The organism is Methanolobus zinderi (assembly GCF_013388255.1).
Classification (GTDB): Archaea; Halobacteriota; Methanosarcinia; order Methanosarcinales; family Methanosarcinaceae; genus Methanolobus; species Methanolobus zinderi.
The window spans coordinates 2,330,217-2,346,072 of the sequence record NZ_CP058215.1; the positions used below are offsets into that span (position 1 = coordinate 2,330,217).

16 protein-coding genes are annotated in these 15,856 nt (G+C 46.9%); 6 read left to right on the forward strand and 10 right to left on the reverse strand.

What is annotated here, in order from left to right; all coding sequences use genetic code 11:
• Position 1: 1 nt before the first annotated feature.
• Positions 2 to 757 carry a ribonuclease H-like domain-containing protein gene (locus HWN40_RS11445; protein WP_176965855.1) on the reverse strand — a complete coding sequence of 252 codons (756 nt, stop codon included), beginning with the start codon at positions 755 to 757 and terminating at the stop codon, positions 2 to 4.
• A 155-nt stretch (positions 758 to 912) separates the two neighbouring features.
• Here HWN40_RS11445 and mdh point away from each other — a divergent pair, with 155 nt between their 5' ends.
• The 6 genes from mdh to HWN40_RS11475 all read left to right on the forward strand — a co-directional run bounded on the left by mdh (position 913) and on the right by HWN40_RS11475 (position 6,550).
• A complete protein-coding gene (gene mdh, locus HWN40_RS11450; RefSeq protein WP_176965856.1) occupies positions 913 to 1,827 on the forward strand; it encodes a malate dehydrogenase in 915 nt (304 codons plus the stop codon).
• A 100-nt stretch (positions 1,828 to 1,927) separates the two neighbouring features.
• Entirely contained in the window at positions 1,928 to 2,197 is a 270-nt protein-coding gene (locus tag HWN40_RS11455) for a PRC-barrel domain-containing protein (protein WP_176965857.1), read from the forward strand.
• A gap of 7 nt (positions 2,198 to 2,204) precedes the next feature.
• The gene (locus HWN40_RS11460) at positions 2,205 to 2,951 is read left to right on the forward strand and encodes a tRNA(His) guanylyltransferase Thg1 family protein (RefSeq protein ID WP_176965858.1); all 747 of its coding nucleotides are present in this window, start codon (positions 2,205 to 2,207) and stop codon (positions 2,949 to 2,951) included.
• A 59-nt stretch (positions 2,952 to 3,010) separates the two neighbouring features.
• Positions 3,011 to 3,961 (forward strand): tyrosine--tRNA ligase, encoded by a 951-nt coding sequence (locus HWN40_RS11465; RefSeq protein ID WP_176965859.1) that lies wholly within the window; start codon positions 3,011 to 3,013, stop codon positions 3,959 to 3,961.
• A gap of 73 nt (positions 3,962 to 4,034) precedes the next feature.
• Positions 4,035 to 5,168 carry a hypothetical protein gene (locus HWN40_RS11470; protein WP_176965860.1) on the forward strand — a complete coding sequence of 378 codons (1,134 nt, stop codon included), beginning with the start codon at positions 4,035 to 4,037 and terminating at the stop codon, positions 5,166 to 5,168.
• A 98-nt stretch (positions 5,169 to 5,266) separates the two neighbouring features.
• Positions 5,267 to 6,550 (forward strand): methanogenesis marker 16 metalloprotein, encoded by a 1,284-nt coding sequence (locus HWN40_RS11475; protein ID WP_176965861.1) that lies wholly within the window; start codon positions 5,267 to 5,269, stop codon positions 6,548 to 6,550.
• Here the strand turns inward: HWN40_RS11475 and comE are convergent.
• The 9 genes from comE to HWN40_RS11520 all read right to left on the reverse strand — a co-directional run bounded on the left by comE (position 6,513) and on the right by HWN40_RS11520 (position 15,801).
• A complete protein-coding gene (gene comE, locus HWN40_RS11480) occupies positions 6,513 to 7,082 on the reverse strand; it encodes a sulfopyruvate decarboxylase subunit beta (protein ID WP_176965862.1) in 570 nt (189 codons plus the stop codon). The two genes, HWN40_RS11475 and comE, sit on opposite strands and share 38 nt — an antisense overlap.
• Positions 7,079 to 7,597 carry a sulfopyruvate decarboxylase subunit alpha gene (comD, locus tag HWN40_RS11485; RefSeq protein ID WP_176965863.1) on the reverse strand — a complete coding sequence of 173 codons (519 nt, stop codon included), beginning with the start codon at positions 7,595 to 7,597 and terminating at the stop codon, positions 7,079 to 7,081. The genes comE and comD overlap by 4 nt, the downstream gene beginning before the upstream one ends.
• Positions 7,598 to 7,604: 7 nt before the next feature.
• Positions 7,605 to 8,240 (reverse strand): (Fe-S)-binding protein, encoded by a 636-nt coding sequence (locus HWN40_RS11490; RefSeq protein WP_176965864.1) that lies wholly within the window; start codon positions 8,238 to 8,240, stop codon positions 7,605 to 7,607.
• Positions 8,241 to 8,242: 2 nt separating this feature from the next.
• Complete coding sequence (locus HWN40_RS11495; protein ID WP_176965865.1) at positions 8,243 to 8,941, reverse strand: GTP-binding protein; 699 nt, start codon at positions 8,939 to 8,941, stop codon at positions 8,243 to 8,245.
• Positions 8,938 to 9,702, reverse strand: coding sequence for an ATP-binding cassette domain-containing protein (locus HWN40_RS11500; protein ID WP_176965866.1), 765 nt, complete (start codon positions 9,700 to 9,702; stop codon positions 8,938 to 8,940). Before HWN40_RS11500 ends, HWN40_RS11495 begins: the two co-directional genes overlap by 4 nt.
• The gene (locus HWN40_RS11505) at positions 9,699 to 10,955 is read right to left on the reverse strand and encodes a cysteate synthase (RefSeq protein WP_176965867.1); all 1,257 of its coding nucleotides are present in this window, start codon (positions 10,953 to 10,955) and stop codon (positions 9,699 to 9,701) included. The genes HWN40_RS11500 and HWN40_RS11505 overlap by 4 nt, the downstream gene beginning before the upstream one ends.
• A gap of 175 nt (positions 10,956 to 11,130) precedes the next feature.
• Positions 11,131 to 11,853, reverse strand: a complete 723-nt coding sequence (locus tag HWN40_RS11510) for a tetratricopeptide repeat protein (RefSeq protein ID WP_176965868.1) — start codon at positions 11,851 to 11,853, stop codon at positions 11,131 to 11,133.
• 41 nt (positions 11,854 to 11,894) lie between these two features.
• The gene (locus HWN40_RS11515) at positions 11,895 to 12,542 is read right to left on the reverse strand and encodes an HAD family hydrolase (RefSeq protein WP_176965869.1); all 648 of its coding nucleotides are present in this window, start codon (positions 12,540 to 12,542) and stop codon (positions 11,895 to 11,897) included.
• A 58-nt stretch (positions 12,543 to 12,600) separates the two neighbouring features.
• Entirely contained in the window at positions 12,601 to 15,801 is a 3,201-nt protein-coding gene (locus tag HWN40_RS11520) for a tetratricopeptide repeat protein (RefSeq protein WP_176965870.1), read from the reverse strand.
• Positions 15,802 to 15,856: the final 55 nt, after the last annotated feature.

The following is a 15,856-nucleotide window of genomic DNA, read 5'->3' on the forward strand; positions in this document are numbered from 1 at the left end:
ATCAGATGCATTCGGAGAATTTCTTATCTATAAATCTGGGAAGGGTCATTTCCATTATGGTCTTGAGATTCATTGTGTCTTCCCTGTTGTATTCGAGCAACAATTCAAGAGCTTCCTGATCACCTTTTTTATACTGGTGCCACAGGCGTACGGCATCAAAACCCGAGATATCGGCGACATCCTCTCCTCTGGAGATGCCCAGTTCCACTTCTATCTTCTTAAGGCCGCCTGTAAGGGATATTCGCCTGAGAGGATACATCAGGTCAGCGTGTAACTTGTTAAGATCAACTTCCGGGAATTCACGTTTGATAAAGGGCAGATCGAATCTTGCACCGTTGAACGTAACGAGATATTCGTATTTCTCAAACTCTTCCACCACCTCATCCAGGTCCACTCCGTGTATGAAGGTCTTTGCCTCTTTTCCGTCGTATATGCCGATTACAGTTATATGGGAGCTGCCCGGTGAAAGACCGGTGGTCTCGATATCCACATAGGCTGCCTTTCCGGAAAACTCACGGAAAGCACGCCAGTGTTCCGCACTCGGCAGGGAATTTGCAAAGAATTCGAAGTCCCGGCATTCCAGCCTCTCCCTGGACTCCTCGATACCCGGAAGTATCAATTCCATCCGTGACCGGGAGATAGGGACATCGTCCTTTCTCTCAACGAACTCGTCCCATGTACGGACACCACTCTTCCAGATCTTTTTCTCGATCGTATTCCCGATTCTCGGTATATGGATATATGTGCTGGTAAGCATTTGTTTCACTTGTATGTAAGTTTTAATCTTAGATTTAATATATGATAAACTCTAGTGTCTGGCAGGAAATATACAAGTTGGATAAAAGTAATCATTTATATATGGAACCCTGAGTGGAGAGAGGTTAATGTATGAGAAATTACAGGAATAAAAGAATGAAAGTTTCAGTTATCGGGGCAGGTAATGTCGGAGCGACGACCGTACAGCGTCTTGCGGAACTTGACATTGCCGATGTGGTCATGCTTGACATTGTTGAAGGCTTACCCCAGGGGAAGGCCCTGGATATCGCCCAGGCAGCACCCATCATGGGCTATGATGTGGACGTTACGGGCTCCAATGATTATGCCGACATAAGCGATTCGGATATTGTGGTGATCACGGCGGGTATCGCCAGAAAACCGGGGATGGACAGGGACGACCTGCTAGCCACCAATATCAAAATAACACAGGACGTGTGCGCCAATATAATGCAGCACTCCCCTGAAGCCATCATAATGATGGTCACAAATCCACTTGACGTGGTTACATATGCAGCCATTCAGTGCACAGATCTTGAGAGAGGAAGGATCTTCGGCATGAGTGGACTTCTGGATTCAGGAAGGTTTGCATCCTTTATTGCAAAGGAAATTAGCTGCTCGGTAAGGGATGTGAATGCAATGGTGCTGGGAGGACACGGTGATTCCATGGTACCCCTTCCGGAGTACACAACCGTATCGGGAATTCCGTTGCCCGAGATCATGGAAAAGGATGCAATGGACAGAATAGTCCGAAGAACTATCAATGCAGGTGCCGAGATCGTGGGACACCTGAAAACAGGAAGTGCATTCTACGCGCCCTCTGCTGCAATAGCCAGCATGACCGAAGCCATTCTCAAGGACACAAAAAGAATAGTTCCTGCATCTGTCTATCTGAACGGGGAATACGGCCTGGATGATGTGTGCCTGGGAGTTCCCGTAAAACTGGGAAGAAACGGGGCTGAAGAGATCATAGAACTCAGACTAACGGAAGAGCAGACAAGAGAGCTTCACAAATCTGCTGAGACAGTGCGCAGTGGAATATCAAAAATATAACCATAAAAGGGATGAATGTATTACTTAAAAGGAAAAATCAAACACTGTACTTACATACAAATATTGATATATAAGTAAAATATAAGTAAGAGGGGATATCATGCGAGTAGACATAACTTCACTTTTCGGTTTAAACATTTACACTGAAACCGGCACATACATAGGCAAGGTTGCCGATCTGGTCCTGGACGTCGACGAAAGGGCAGTTAAGGGTATAGCCGTATCTTCCATCAACAGGGACATCTTTGATGTGACCTCGAAGGGCGTTATCATCCCCTACAGATGGGTTATCACCACTGGCGACATTGTTCTGATAAGAAATATCGTGAACAAATTCAAGAAGCAGCCCAAGAAAGAGCCTGAAGACTGATCGGTATATGAAAAGGCGAGAGATCTTTTCGGATCTGCGTTGTGTACCGCCTGTTATCATCCGCGTTGACGGCCGTAATTTCAAGAATGCGCTTTCACGCCTGGAATTTGAAAAACCCTATGATACCAGATTCGCATCTGCCATGGCGGATGCCGTACAACTTTTCTTTAAGAGCAGTGGCCTGAGCCCATTGTTCGCATACATTTTTTCCGATGAGATAAGTCTGTTCTTCCCGGAGCTTGCCTTTGAAGGAAGGATCGAGAAAATAGATTCCGTAGTGCCTTCTTTTATCAGCAGTGCACTGACAATGATACTTGAACCTGCAGAACCGCTTTCTTTTGACTCGAGAATAATACCCGTCCATGGAAAACTGATCAACGAATACCTCATATGGCGGCAGGCGGAAGCATGGAGAAATTGTGTAAATTCCCATGCATACTATGCATTGTTATCTGAAGGAATGGAAGAAGCAGATGCAGCAGCGTATCTCAGGAACAAGGGATCCAGTGATATGCATGAGCTGCTCTTTAGCAGGGGGACAAATGTCGCAAAGCTCCCTTCATGGCAGAAAAGGGGTATGATGATCATGAAGGAAGAATACGAGGTAGAGGGGTATGATCCTCATCTGGAGAAAAGTACAATGACAACCAGAAAAAAGGTTGTGCAGAACTGGGATATCCCGCAGTTCAGCTCCCCGGAAGGAGCACTATTTATCAAAGATCTGATCGGTCCTGATAATGCCGAAACGATATAAGAAAAAGCATTTAAAGGGATATGTGATTATACAGAGCACGATTTAGAAATGGTGAACTCATGGACAGACTTGAGCTTATAAAAAGGAACGTGCAGGAAATAGTAACTGAGGAAGAGCTTAAAGCAATTCTTGAAACAAAAGAGCATCCAAAAGCCTATGTCGGATATGAGCCCAGCGGCAAGATACACATGGGACATGTACTGACAGTGAACAAACTCCTCGATCTGCAGAACGCAGGGTTCGAGATTACCGTTCTGCTGGCGGATGTCCATGCATACCTCAACCAGAAGGGAACGCTCGAAGAGGTCCGCGAGACCGCAGATTATAACAAGAGGTGTTTTATCGCCCTTGGCCTGGATGCCGAGAAGACGAACTTTGTCTACGGATCCGATTATCAGCTTAGTTCCGAATACATGCTCAACGTACTCAAACTCACACAGCTTACATCCCTCAACAGGGCAAGAAGAAGCATGGATGAGGTAGGACGCCAGATGGAGGATCCGAAGGTATCACAGATGGTCTACCCTATCATGCAGGCAGTGGATATCGCACTGCTTGGTGTTGATATCGCCGTTGGTGGTATCGACCAGAGGAAGATACACATGCTCGCAAGAGAAGGATTGCCTTCACTTGGATACAAAGCACCGTTATGTATCCACACACCGATACTCCTGGGACTTGACGGGAACAAGATGTCATCATCCAACGAGAACTATATCTCAGTGGATGATTCAGAGCAGGATATCAAAAAGAAGATGAAGAAAGCTTTCTGTCCTGCAGGGGAAGCCGAGAACAATCCGGTACTGGAATTGTTCAAATACCACATATGCCCGCGCTACGAGGAAGTGGTCTTTGAGAGACCGGAGAAGTTCGGAGGAAACCTGAGCTGCAGGGGATATGATGAACTTGAAACGGTTTTCGTATCAGGAGAACTTCATCCCATGGATCTTAAGAACGGCGCTACAAAGTACATGAATCAAATACTTGAGACTGTAAGATCAGTGATATAATTCAACTACATCGAAATTTATATAACAGGAATAAGAGAATATATTAAACATATATATTTTAAAGGGGATTTGGATGAGATACACATTTCAGGACTCTACCGACTTACCATTACAAAGGGATTTTATTCAGGACCTTAATGAGTTCATAGACATAGCAAAAAAGGTAATACCTCTTGAAAACACTGCTATCGAGTTAAACGAGGATGAGTCAGAAGAGGTATCCTCACTTGAATCCCGAATACTTGAACTGGATAAGTTCAGCAAGGATATACAGACCTATGTGGACGAACTCTCTAAAGGCGCCCAGGATAAGGAAATACTCGAATGTCGCAATTCAGTGATCGATGCCTGTGTGGCAAGTTCCACGAAGGGTCTGAAGGAGTTGAACCTGAAACTCGAACAGACAAAAAGGGAATCAGAGAGCGATCTTTACAAGATAGAGAACGAGATTCTTGTTACACTTAATCCTCTTTTCAAATCAGGCAGCTATGCTGTAACCAACAAATATTATGTTTCCATGAAGGAAAGTGTTCTCAGGGGAACCATGAAGTCATTCTTCCTTGGAATGGAGTATACTTCCGAACTGGTATATATGCACGACATACTCACGGTAAAGGATGTATACGGAGATCTGTTCCTTCCAACATGGACAAAGGCGGGCATACTTCATAAGGAAAATAAGGTCAAGATGATAGAAGTGTCCGATTTTATCATCACATCTGTAAACTATGATGGCGGAAGCCATGTTGATGCAACTTTCGAGAGCAAGAAAAAGGATCAGAAGTTCAGGATAAGCTGTGACGAAGAAAATTGCCAGATATACTTCGATAACCTTGATATTACAGCAGACGATACTCTTTTGAAATCCGTAAAACTTGAGAGCATCAGTGCCCTCATGGACGAGCTCACAAAATACATAAGGTACTCCGTCAAGTCCCAGGAACTCACCCAGATACTGCTTGACGGAAAGGATGCGGTCCGCAACAACGAAATATTCGACTGCCTTAAACTCATTGCCGAGCAGTACGGAGAGGTCGTGAAAGAATCACTTGACCGTGGCTATGTCAAGAACGAGATCACCATCAAGATCGAGGCTTCCGACGGCACCCGTACTGAGAAATACATCACCAGGGAAGAGGCCTTTGACAGACTTTCCGAGATCGGAAGCGAAGGTCTTGAGCTGGCAAGCATCCTCAACCTTGACTGATCTGCAAAGATCAACTCAAAGATCAGCTTAATCTAATGCTTTAAACCGTTTTTACTTATACTTATTCGGAGATATAGTATTAACCAGAGGGGAATTTTATGGAACGCTCAATCGAGGATATCCGCAAGAAGATAGATGAAAAAACGGCTGTAGTTATGACCTCGCAGGAGGTCTGCGATCTTGTTGAGAAGGGAGAAAAGGTTACCACAAAGGATGTTGATGTCGTCACCACCGCAACCCGAGCCATTATGAGCGGAACCTATGCATTGCTTTCTTTTCCCGTAGAGTCACCTTTTAGTTTTAAAAGAGCATCCAAGGTGTTCTTAAATGGGGTGCCGGCACATGTTGGACCCTGCCCGAACGAAAGTCTGGGCATGCTTGATCTGATGGTTTTCGGTACCGCACATTCATATAAGGAACATGATTACGGAGGAGGACACCTTTTCAGGGACATGGTGGACAGAAAGACCATCGAGGTATCGGTCATCACGGACGAGGAAGATACCTTCCAGACAGCGGTCACACTGGATGAGATGCCGCATGCGAAGCTCTATGCCACAAGGCATACATTCAAGAACTATGCCGCATTCGTAAATTGTTCCTCAGAACCGGTGAGTACGATTTTCCATGCTACTGAATTTGAACCTGACATGCAGACAGCAACGTTCTCCGGATGCGGACAGATCAATCCCCTGAAGAACGATCCTGGTTTTACTACCATCGGCGTGGGCACAAGGATGCTCATGAACGGTGCAGAGGGCTTTGTGATAGGAGAAGGTACCCGCAGCAGCCCTGAAAAACCAAACATGACAGGTTTTGCCGACATGCACACAATGGACCCGCAGCTTATGGGAGGATTTGCCACATCAGCCGGACCTGAGTGTATAGCTTCATGGGCCATACCCATACCGGTTGTAAACGACGGTGTACTTGATGCCATCACCATGACCGATCATAAGGTAGCTATGCCAGTGATGGATGTGGACAGGCGGGTGACCATAAGTGACACCACATATGCGGACGGATGGCAGGATGTTGACCTTTCGGTAGAATTCAAACCCGCTTCATGCATAAGGTGTAAAGAATGCGGAGCTGCCGAAAACTGTCCCATGGATGCCATCTATTTCAAGAACGAGAGACCTGTGCTCGACAGGCATCTGTGTTTTAACTGCGGATTGTGCAGTATTATCTGCAAGGAGGATGTTTTCAGGGCAGAACTTGGGAAAGTCAGATTTGAAACCGACAATAAACTGAATGAAGTACCCATAGTCCTGCGCCAGTCAGACCGCAAAAGAGCACTGGAACTTGAGGACAAGCTGAAGAAAATGATACTGGACGGTACTTTCAAACTGAGCTGGATGGTCGAGACGCTTCGGCCATAAATCTCTTAATTATTTCTTCAGGAGACATCTTAATGTTGGGAACCTCAGCATTCCCGGGCAGTGTTCTGACAACAACTATTCCATTATCGGTTTCCTGCAGTATTTTCCTTAAACCTTCTTTTGTATCGGTATCGTAAACTCTCAGGTTGCCCGCTCCTTCTGCCACCCGGGTCAGATCAGTTCCCTGTGAGGTTGCAGTCGGCTGGTTACCTGTGGAACCGTATGCTCCGTTATCTATGATTATCAAAAGATAGTTTTCAGGTGCCTGCCATGCGATGGTTGCAAGACTTCCCATATTCATGAGAACCGAACCGTCTCCGTCAATAGCAATGATCTTCCTTTCGGGAAGGGATAGTGCAAGCCCCAAACCGATTGATGATGCGAGCCCCATGGAACCCAGCATATAGAAGTTGTTAGGGATATCGCATGTCTGATGCAGCTCCTTACATGGGATTCCGATATTACCTACCACAGGGGCATCGATATCTGTAGCCTTTTCGGCTATCTCTGAGATTGCGTCCATTCGTTTCATGCCTGCCTCCAGAATGGAATCGGCAATAGCACCGCTACCGGTTTATTTTTGTTAAAAGCATCATCCATAGCTGTGATTATCATGTCTGTTGCGTCCTGCTTCGTTCCGGGCAGGAAATAAGGGATTTTGAGTGTCTCAAGAAGCGGAGCCGTAAGCTGACCCATGGGTACCTGGGCCACTATGGGCTCACCTTCCACACCCCGATGGCTCATTATCATAAGCAGGGGTATACCATAAAGGATATCAAGCGATGCCAGTGCATTGATCGAATTTCCAAGACCGGAGTTCTGCATGAGCATTGCAGGCCTCTTGCCCCCCATGTAGGCACCGGCACATACACCGACACCTTCTTCCTCACGTGTAACGGGTACGTGGATAATATCAGGATCCGAATCCACCATTGGAATGAGTTCCTTAAGATTGGCACATGGTACACTGACAATAAAGTCGATACCCGCATCTTTTATACCCTGATATACTGCTTCAGAAGGTGTTATCACTTTTTGTGCAGACATTGTCAGATCACCATACCTTGAGGTCTATGGCTTCTATTCTTACATCTTTCCCTTCTACACCTACAACCATTCCCGAGTGGACCTTCTGCATCATACAATATTCAGGCACGAATTTCACAGTCTGACCCACCTTCGGAAGCTTACCGCGGGAAACTTTGCCTTCAAAGGCAAGTATCATGCACAGACCTGCATCCTTGAACTCAAAATCATCCCGTCCTAACCTGTGCAGGGGACCCACCATATGAATTGTATAAATTCCAGGGTCAATATCTATCACCTTCGCAAAGTGTGTTACGGGACAGCCAAGCGGCCTGTAGCGCAGGAAATCACCGACATTTATCTCCACAGAACCGTCAAAGGGATGGATGAACTCCCTGCAGGAACATTCATCCTTCAGAGGAGCAAGCATGAAATCCGCCTCAAGGCCATCGATCACACCTATGATCTTCGCTTCCTCAGCAGAACTAGTACCACTTACAAGCTCGGATAACTTCTCGAAGTTATCCATGAACATTTCCCTTTCAAGAAACGGACATCTCTGGATATCATCCTTGCTTTTCAGTTGGGCGGCAAAGTCCCTGCACTGCTTAAAACCGCAGCTTCCGCAATTATATCCCGGAAGGAGGGACAGGATCTCATCCATTTTTATTCACCCTTGTACTCCATGAAACCGTCTATCTGCCGCAGCACACCCATGTGATGCTTGCGTGCGACCCTTGTCTCTCCCGTACACAAAGAACAGATGGCAAGGGGCGGATTGTAGCGAAGTATCATCTTGTCATGAACCTCAGGTCCCTCTGAGATCATCTCGGCAAGTTCGAATGCTCCCTTTCCTGTCAGGCCGTTGGCTTCCACAATGGAACATCCGGGATTGACATCAAGCACTCTTTCCCTGAAGACCTCACGCTCTGCCTGGGATACAAGGTCTCCTTTTGTGGTGACAACTATGTCCGCGGTGGTAAGCAGCGGACCCACCTTCAGGGGAGTGTTCGGTCCCGTGGTGACGTCGATGACACATATGGCAAGGCATTCGTCGGGATAGGGTGCACAGCGCAGGCACAGACCTGCGGTTTCGTTGAGTACGATATCAGCATCCTCATCTTCGGCCCAGCCAAGCATCTCCTCGGTATTGTAGATGGTGAAATGGTCCGGACACATGTCCTTTGCAAGACCCACATGCACAGGGATATCCAGTTTGGCAAAGCGCTGGTCATCATCTGTCCAGAGGCAATCAACCTTTACTACAGCTGGTTTCTTCCCATTCTTGACAAGTGATTTGATGGTGTGGAGCAGGACAGAGGTTTTACCTGAACCCGGAGTACCTGCAAGTACAACGAGTTTCATGCAAGCTCCTCCACGACCTCCCCCTTGCGGATCGTTTCCCTGAGGGACATAAGCCAGTTGTCCACCTTGGCAATCCTGCCGCAGACATCCTGTTCACCCGTGCTTGTGGTGATTATATCGACCATTCCACCGTTACGAATAACTATCCTCCGGGATGCCATCAAGGCAAGTACCGGATCATGGGTCACTACCACGACGATCTTACCCTCGCCTGAGAGCAACTGGAGCGCTTCCTGTTTCTTGATCCCTGCGTTCTCGATCTCGTCTATGAGCACAACCGGGGAATCACTTATAACTGCAATATCCGCTGTCATGAGTGACCTTGACTGTCCACCACTCAGGACAGTGAGATAATTGTCGGCTGAGATTGGTTCTCCTGTCAGGGTGTTTGCAAGTTCTATGACCCTGTCCACAAGTTCAGGTCCCTTTCCCCTGCTGCGTGCATGCATCTGCAGGAAGTCGCGGACTGTCATGTCAGCCAGGAAATGCATTTTCTGGGATAATTGCGCAACAAGTTTCTTGCGGGGGTCAACACGGATCACAGCATCGGGCCTCTCTCCGTTAATGAGTACCGACCTGCCTGTGGGAGTATCCCCCTGCGCAAGTTGTTCTATATCATCGATCAGTGTACTTTTGCCGGAACCCGTAGGGCCGACAATACCGATGATCTCACCTTTGCATATATCCAAGGAACTGACAGGCTCCGGAACACCGTCTTTGTCCACACCGCCAAGAATCGTAAGAGTTAGTTCTTCGTTCATATTCTCACACCAAAAAATCCTTCCACTATATTCAAAATCTCATCTTCTGCGTTCGGGTCCTTTGCCGAAACCCCTGCTGACGGCTCGATCTGTCTTACAGGATAATCCTGCATCAACCTCTTCTGTCCGCCACCGGTAATGTTCAGGACTATTCTGTCCTCGGGCAAGACATTACCCCCTTCTACCGCCTGCACAAGTGCGGCAACTGCCACTGCTGCGGCCGGGTTTATGTCTATTCCTTCCGTTTTTTCGAACAATGACTGTGAAGCCGATGCCTCGTCGTTGCTTACCGCATACATCATACCGCCGGTAGCATCGAGGGCATCCTTTACGCCTCCTTTTACAGAATAAGGAGGCTTTCTGTTGAAAAGTACATCATCGTACATGCCTTCCGGGCATGAATCCGAAACCACATCAGAATCACTCCAGAGGGAATAAAGCGGAGCACAGGGGATGTTCTGACCCAGATGAAGTACCGGAAGTTTTGAACCGAACCTGCCATCCTCTGCAAGCCTCATGGATGCTTCCCAGGCAGATATCCCGCCTGTACCGCTTCCTACAGCCTGGAAGTAGTGGTCGGGAAGTGTTCCCATTGTGAGAGCCGCATCAAGCATTACAGTAGCCATTCCATCACGCCTGGCAACGTTCTTCGCCCCGCCCTCGTTTACAAAACCGTCTCTGGAAGCTATTTTTCCCGCAAGCGATATGGCATCGAAATAATCACCTTCCACGGTCACAAGACAGACAGATGGATTCTGCTCATGTGTGGTCCATAGCCTGTGAGCACTGTTTTCCGGCACTACCAGAAGTAGTGGCTGTCCTGTTATGGTGCATGCGTGAGAAAATGCACGTGCCGTATTGCCGGCAGAGGCCACAACCATGATCCTTTCCTCATTCAATTCCCTGATAAGCTGCATGGTCGGGAAGGATTCAAGATCCTTGAAAGTACAGGTCATCATCCCTGCATCTCTTTCAGGCCAGTATCCGTTGAAAGCGATCCAGAGGTCCTCAAGTCCGTACTCTTCCGCAAAACCCTGGCTCTTGTAGGTAATGGTTCGCCCTGAACCTTCCTCAATGATACCATTGACAGGCAGCCAGTCCTGATAGCGCCAGATACCCGGCAGGTCAGCAGGATGCAGTTGCTTACTTGAATATTCGGTGCGTAAAAGTGCATCATCACCGTTCTTACAGTTCAGCGAATGGGGGCCATGGACCTCCCCACATTTTGAACATCTGACAACGTATTTCTCCATCGTACAGAGGTTGGAAGAAAAAACATTATAAAACTTTCCCCGATAGAGGCAATAATTGCCTTATTGTGATAAACACATAGTAACAATACTACATGTAGGAAACATAAAGGCAAAAATAGAAAAAAACGGTATATTCTGGCAGAAAAAATAAGGACGTTATGCCCTTAATAAAACATTACTCTTCAGTATGTTCTTCCTCCTCCAGCATCAACCCGTAAGCTTCCCTTCCTGCAAGCTGGCCCATGCGATAAAAGTTCCCAACCTCGGGTCCAAAGTTATCGATCAGCGAATCCATGGATTTGAAGCTCTCAAGCATCTTCTTTTTCTGCTCCCCTGCGGGACCTTTGGATTTGGAGACGTATTCCTGCATCAGGCCATCAAGCATACCCTTGAAGTGCCATTGGGGCGCTTCCTTTGGAGTAACTTTAATGGATGCCTGATAGGTTTTTACAGCCTGGTCATTCCTATCAAGACCGAGAAGTGCTATCACCTTTCCTGATATGGATTCCAGGTCATCAGAATTGTCCTGCAGCAGGCCATCGAAAACATCAACAGCTTCTTCAAATCTTTTCTGTTTGTTGAGCAGCATACCCTCATAGCGCTTGATCTGGGGATCATCGCTGAATTTATCCTCTGCTTCCCTGAGAGCCTGTGTAGCTTCCTCGTCCCGCTCGAGCATACTCAGTATCATGGTGGTCTGGATGATTCGTTCCTTTTCATTCTCGATCTGCATCAGGAAAGCTTCCGCAAAGCCAATACCGCGTTCCGTTTGCCCCAGTGCATGATATGTGATCGCGATCTGGTAGAGGTTATCCATACTGGGAGTCTGACTGAACTCTTCTTTAAGCTCTTTTAGCTGGGCCTGAAGGTCTTCCTGAGAATCGGTATTATCATTCATACATAAGTAGTGGAGTGTCGGACTTTAATATCTTACGAAAATCAGTTAGTAAGCATCTCCATAAGATATTCAGGAAGGGAGAGATGGTCACGCAGAACTATGTCTGCCCGGGATAACTTTTCAGGAGATACGTACGTGGGTACACCCACACAGTACAGCCCCGCACTTTTTGCAGCCTCCACACCCATGGGTGCGTTCTCTACCACAAGACATTCACCTTTTTCCACACCAAGCATTTCCACAGCCTTCAGGTAAGGATCTGGAAAGGGCTTTCCCTGTTGCACATCATCACCACAGACAACAACATCGAACATGTCAGGAAAGAACTCACTTACCAGCCTTTCCACGGTGACCCTCTCGGAACCTGTCACAAGGGCAAGCCGGAAGGAACTCTTCAGTTTACTGAGGCAATCACCGATGCCATCAAAGGGTTCCACCCTCCCGAGTCCGGAGAATATCTCTACTTTCCTGTCCAGTATAACATCGTAGTCCTCAGCACTGATGTTTTTGCCTGCCCTGTTAAAAAGCCATTGCAGGCCCTGAAGATGGTTGGCACCTTCTATTTCATAGACGTCATCTCTTGTGATCCTGACATCCCATTCATCAAAAACCCGGATCCAGGCATCTGCATGGTGTGGCATGGAATCCAGCAGTACGCCATCCATATCAAATATCAGTGAGCTTAGCATAAAAGAAAAAAGAAGGCTATGCACAATAAAGATTGCGACCTCATAGCCTCATATTTGTTTATTCGGAAACTGTCGTGTTGTTCACTGGTGCTGCTTCTTCTGATTCGTTCTCATACCACCTATCAGGAAGCTCATAATCGAGTGTTTCACTGTAGGTGTCAGGAAGGAAGAATGCAGTACCCCTGTCATCAAGGGATCCAGCAAAGCCAGGATCCACAGACTGCAGTTTGCTATGCACACGTTCTGCTTCCTCATAACTACCCAGACGATAGAGCGCGAACTCCTTGTTGTACAGCACAGACGGATTGTCTGGATCCAGCTCAAGTGCCTTATTGTAGCAATCGATAGCACCTTCCACATCTCCCCTGACATTCAGGATGAAACCTTTGTTATACCAGGCAGTGATTGAGTCAGGTTTGAGCTCAAGGGTTGTATCAAAGTAGTCAACAGCCCCACTGCTGAGCATATACGCAAGTATTCCCTTATGATAGTATGCCGATGCACTGTTCGGATCAAGTGCTATAGATTTATCGAATATACTGGACGCAGTTCCCAGGTCACCCTTGAGGTAATAGGCAAATCCTTTCAGGTTCCAGGCAGCAACATTATCCGGCTCTGTAGAGGTGATCAGGTCATAGGTCTCAATCGCCTGTTCATAATCACCATTCTTCTCGTATGCTGTTCCCAGCTTGAACATTGCTTCAATATCATCAGGCTTCTGCTCTATCACGCTATTATAATAGCTGATAGCTTCATCGTAGTTGCCCAGTTGCTCTGATGACTGACCCTGGAACATAAGGACCGTGGTATTTGCCGGTTCATATTTCAGAACATGGTCAAATGCCTTGAGTGACTCCTCGTATTTGCCTACCTGATAGGCGGCAAATCCTTTCCTGTACCAGATATCCGTGTTCTGCGGGTCTTTCTTCAATATAGCGTCATATGTTTCCAGGGACTCGCCGTACATACCGTGTCTTTCACTGGCGTAGGCCTTGGTGTACAGGACTTCCCTGTTCGCCGGATCCTCCTCAAGCACCTTTTCAAAGGCTGTGATCGCAGGCAAGTCATCACCGTGATTATAGTGTGACATACCCTTCTTGTACCATATCTCTACATTATCGGGATCGAATGAAAGTGCTCTTTCATATGCCTGTATGGCTTCAGAATACCTGTCCTGCTTATCAAGTGAAGTGGCTTTTCCGGCCCATGCTGAACTTGAATTGCCATTGAGCAGAATTGCTTTGTCATAAGACTTTACTGCATCCTCCGGTCTGGACATATCATTCAGGAGCTCACCCCTGGCAACCCATACGGAATCAAAGGTTATGACCCCGCCAAGTAAGTTCCTGCTGTCCACACCTGACTGAACACCGCCGGTTGCCAGCGGGATCTCATCGTTCCAGATGAACATTGCATTGGGGAAGAGGACATTACTTTCAAGTTTGCCGACAAGACCCGCACCCTTACTGAGATTATTTCCCGAAGCACCGGAATTCAGTATTTCCATATCAGCGTTTAGCTGGAACTTGGCAGCCGAGTGTCCCGGCTGTATTTCAAGGACTTTTTCGTAACATACAACAGCATCTTCATATTTACCAAGCTCATCATAGGCAGCACCTTTTCTGAACCAGGCTTCTGCAGAGTCCGGTTGTAGCTCGATAACCTTGTCATAACTTTCAATAGAATTTCTGTATTTACCTGCATTATCAAGAGCCACCGCCCTGGCATACCAGGCGGCCGTGAAATTGGAATCTACCTTCAGAGCCTTTGAATAGGATTTAAGTGCATCATTATTATCACCCAGACGTTCATAGGTCTGACCCAGGTCAAACCATGCACGTGCACTGGATGAGTCCACTTTCAGAGCCTCTTCGTATGCATCTGCAGACTTACCATACTGCTCGAGTTTCTCAAGTGCAACGGCCTTCTTGTACCAGACAATTGCAAAGCCAGGCTCATTGTTCAGTACCCTGTCATAGGCATCAGCCGCTTCTTCGTATCTGGCCAGGCGTTCATATGCAAGACCTTTATTGTACCAGAGAAGGGATGACTCCTGGCTGAACTGTGGATTTTCAGAATATGCCGGCATGGAACCTATGCTGGAAGCAAAGATCGTCCTGACAGACAGTGTATCAGAGGCCATATCCTTGCTATTCTCTTCAAGCTGCAGAGCCCTGTCATATGCCTGAATGGCTTCGTCATATCTTCCGAGTTCATCAAGCAGGGTACCCTTTCTGGACCATACTTCCTTGTTCTGGGAATCATATGCCAGAACCTGGTTATATGCCTTCAGAGCATACTGGTAGTTCCCCTGTTTCTCAAAGTTCCTTCCCATTCCGTACCATGCTTCGGTATCATAAGGATCGATGGAAAGCAACTGGTCATAGTACTGGATAGCTGATTCAGAATTGTTCAGCTTTTCCTGGACCTTTGCCATGTTCCTGAAAGCATCTTTGTTCTCAGGCTCAAGCTGAGTTACCCTGCCATAACAGTAACTGGCATTCTCAAAGTCGCCTGTTGCATCATGCACAAGGCCCTTTTCATACCACAGCATGGCATTGTCCGGTTCCATTCCGATGATAATATCGTAGATCACAAGTGCCTTCTCATATCCTCCGGCCTCATACATACGAAAAGCACGCTCATGCAGTTTATCCACATGCTGAGAGCTCATTCCTATAACTTTATCGTAGGCCGAAAGAGAATCGTTGTACATGCCAAGCTCCTTAAAGGACTGACCCTTATGGTACCAGATACTGGCTTCTCTTGCGTCAAATGCAACGGTTCCCACCTCTTTTGCATCGGACTTTTTCATCAGCATGAGACTACCGATATCAAATCCAGTCTCATAGTCCGGATTCTTACCATTCTCAAGGGACTCCAGAGACCTGTCATAATAAGTGAGAGCATTTTCATGATCTCCCATTGCGGACAATATAAGGCCCTTTTTGAAAAGTGCTGTCGGAGATGAAGGATATCTCTTTAACAAAGCATCGTTAAGCTCCTCAGCATCCTCATAATTTCCCATGAGAAAGAGCGTGGAGACCTTGTTGTCCAGCGCTTCATCATAATCAGGGTCTATCCCCAGAGCCTGATCGTAGTATGTCAGAGCTTCAGAATAGCTTCCGTTCTTCGTGAGAGCAACACCCTCTGAGTTAAAATATTCAGCATCCTGTCCTAAACCGACTGCAGGAAGGCAAAAAAGAGATGTTGCAATAATCAATAATATTAGACCGATAAGATACCTTTTTGTTTTCATATGCATCATCATTTCTTGGTGATGGACGTGGTTACTCGGGGATAGATACTAAAGT